The sequence below is a fragment of the Candidatus Megaera venefica genome, from assembly GCF_034554655.1.
Classification (GTDB): domain Bacteria; phylum Pseudomonadota; class Alphaproteobacteria; order Rickettsiales; family Rickettsiaceae; genus Megaera_A; species Megaera_A venefica.
In genome coordinates this window covers 1-2,772 of the sequence record NZ_JARJFB010000190.1, presented here as the reverse complement: position 1 = coordinate 2,772, position 2,772 = coordinate 1, and the positions used below count along the sequence as shown (strand labels likewise).

At 34.1% G+C, this 2,772-nt stretch carries 4 protein-coding genes; 2 read left to right on the top strand and 2 right to left on the bottom strand.

Annotation, left to right across the window (positions count from 1 at the left end):
* Together Megvenef_RS08570 and Megvenef_RS08565 are read right to left on the bottom strand one after the other, a co-directional pair.
* Nucleotides 1-328 (bottom strand): transposase (locus Megvenef_RS08570; protein WP_322776028.1); only part of this gene is annotated, 328 nt, incomplete at its 3' end.
* A 129-nt stretch (nt 329-457) separates the two neighbouring features.
* Entirely contained in the window at nt 458-1,357 is a 900-nt protein-coding gene (locus Megvenef_RS08565; protein WP_322777516.1) for a LysR substrate-binding domain-containing protein, read from the bottom strand.
* A 231-nt stretch (nt 1,358-1,588) separates the two neighbouring features.
* Here Megvenef_RS08565 and Megvenef_RS08560 point away from each other — a divergent pair, with 231 nt between their 5' ends.
* Both Megvenef_RS08560 and Megvenef_RS08555 read left to right on the top strand, forming a co-directional pair.
* On the top strand, nt 1,589-2,101 hold the full coding sequence (locus Megvenef_RS08560) for a rhodanese-like domain-containing protein (RefSeq protein ID WP_322777515.1): 513 nt from the start codon (nt 1,589-1,591) through the stop codon (nt 2,099-2,101).
* Nucleotides 2,102-2,272: 171 nt separating this feature from the next.
* A partial coding sequence (locus tag Megvenef_RS08555; RefSeq protein ID WP_322776251.1) for a transposase occupies nt 2,273-2,772 on the top strand: 500 nt, incomplete at its 3' end.

The following is a 2,772-nucleotide window of genomic DNA, read 5'->3' as shown; positions in this document are numbered from 1 at the left end:
CTTCAGACACATCAAGATCTTGCTGCAAATATTCATAACCACAAAAATATTGCCAATAAATATTTTCCTTTAGCTCTTCCTCCGTAAACGAATCAGAACCGTTGTACATAGCTTGAAGCATTGATAGTGCTAGCATTACTCTATGATCTTTCTTATTTCTACCAAATTGCTTGATTTCAATGTTAGGCAATGCTCTGGCTTCAAGTTCAGACCAATTTACTAAATCCCTTAGTTTATATAACTTGTTTTTAGGATTTAGTTTTGTAGATAATTTCTCTTCAAATAACCTTTCTTGTTTTTGGAGAAAAGTAATATTTTCTATAGGCATAATTTTAAAATCCGTAAGCTTTATGCAGTAATTATACCATTTTCTTATGGATTTTGTAAGCTGTTTATGACATGAAACCCCTTGTTAATTCAGGCGGGGAGAGTTTTGACGGAGGGACTAGCTTTCGTTTTAAGCTTCAATAAGCATTTCCTTGTTTTTTTTAATAAGGTCAATAATACTCTTTAAACTTGGAGTCATTTTGTCTTTTCTCCAAGCTAAATAGCAGCGACCTGGAGTCTTAGGTCGATCAACTTCTTTTCTGATAAGGAGTCCCTTTTGGAGGTAAGGTTTGGCAAGCTTAAGTGGAAGGAATCCGACTCCGAGCCCAGCTACTTGTGCATTTATTTTACTCTCCATTGAAGAAACGGATAAAAATTGACGCTCTGGAGCGTAGCCTGATGCTGCTTTAGGAATGTTTTTTGCTGTATCGGGCGTAATAATTATACGATGATGAGCAATTTCTTTAAAAGTAAGAGGAATTATAGTTTGAGCCAAGGGATGTTGTGGAGCAACAGCAAATACAAAGTGTATATCTCCGAGAGTTTGATAATGATACTGAGATTCAGTAGGTGGTTCTGATAAATATCCAATAACCAAATGGCTTTTTCCTGAGAGGAGAGAATCTCTGCACCCATTTAAGATTTCTGCAGAAATACATACTGAAGTTTCGGGGTATAACTCAAAAAAAATTCCAAGTATTTGCTGGATACCATCAAAACCAAGTGCTGCATCATAGGCTATAGATAAGTTTGATGGAATTAGACCTGCTGACACCTTTATTTTATTCTCCAAAGACTGAGCTTGTTCAAGAAGTGAACGTCCTTCTTTCAAAAGTTCTTGCCCTAGTGGCGTTAATTTAAATCGATAGCCAGAACGATTAACAAGAGAAACACCTAAATCTGATTCTAATTGCTTGATTGCATAAGTGACTGCTGATGGTACGCGATGCAATTCTTCAGCGGCAGAAGCGAAACTATTGTTTCTTTCGACAGCATCTAAAACACGTAGTTTATCTAAACTAATACGCATATTCAAAAATTCTGAACAAGTTTATCAAAAAATAATAATTTTTATTTTCTATAATAATAGTTATAACAAATACATAGCAAGTCATTTTAGAAATATTTGCTTAAAATATTAACTTAAAGGAAATTGGAGATGCTCAAAAAAAACTGTACTTATAATTGACTTTTGAACTATATGCTAAAAGTATTTTAGTATTTTTGATAACTATTAAAACCCTAGAAGAGGAATTAACTGATGAAAAATCTACGTACAAAAAGCCTGATTATCTTTGTATTATTTATAAGTTTACCATTTTCTACATTTGCTGAAAGTGCGTCTAGTAGAAAGTCAAAAAGCACTGAAGTAAATAAAATACAAGACACTCAAAAAGCATTCGAGTATTTTGAAACTGAATTGAACTTCAAAACAAATGCGTATTTCATAAATAGAGCTATAAAAGAAAAAATGCCGAACATTAATATTATTGATGTCCGATCTGCTGAAGCTTTCCGTAAAGGGCATATTCCAGGAGCAATTAATATTCCTAGTGAAAAGCATAGTGGCTTTGAGGGAAATGAGACAGATATCCCAGGCTTGCGCAAGGATGCCTTTAATTGTATTTATTGCTACTCGGCTACTTGCAATTTATCTCAAAAAGCGGCGAAGAAATTTGCATCTCTTGGATATCCAGTTAAGGAAATAGCTGGTGGATATAAGGCGTGGATAGAAGAATACAAATTTCCCGTTGAGACATATCCAACAAAATAAGGGGGAAAATAAGGCGGGATTTATAATACAGTATTTTATTTGTATTATAAATCCTTAAATTAAATATCCAGCAAGAACAAATTTCTTTCAACTGATCTGGGTCTGTCCATCTAAGTGTGTAAATTCCTTATAGGTTATATAATCAATTAATATAACTAAGAGGAATAAAATATGACTAAAAACACTATCAATAATAAGAATAATGAAGCTATATCCGCAGCGATAGATTTACTGGTAAGTAAAGAAGTAGATCTATCGAATGTTTTAAGCAAAGGCGGGTTATTGAAACAACTAACAAAACGTCTTGTGGAAAAAGCTTTACAGGCAGAGATGAATAATCATCTAGGTTATGACAGATACGATCGTATTATCACTTCTAATAACGCCCGTAACGGTGTATCTCAAAAGAATCTAATCACTGATAATGGCCTTATTACAATAGACGTTCCAAGGGATAGAGATGCTGAGTTTGAACCTGCAATCATTCCCAAAAGAAAAACAAGAATTGAAGGTTTAGATCAAAAAATTCTATCCTTATACGCCAAAGGAATGAGTCTATCAGATATTAAACTTCAGATTCAGGAACTATACGGGGCTGACATTAGCGAAAGCCTTGTTAGTAGAATTACTGATGATGTCATGGACGATGTTAAAGCTTGGCAAGGCAGGCC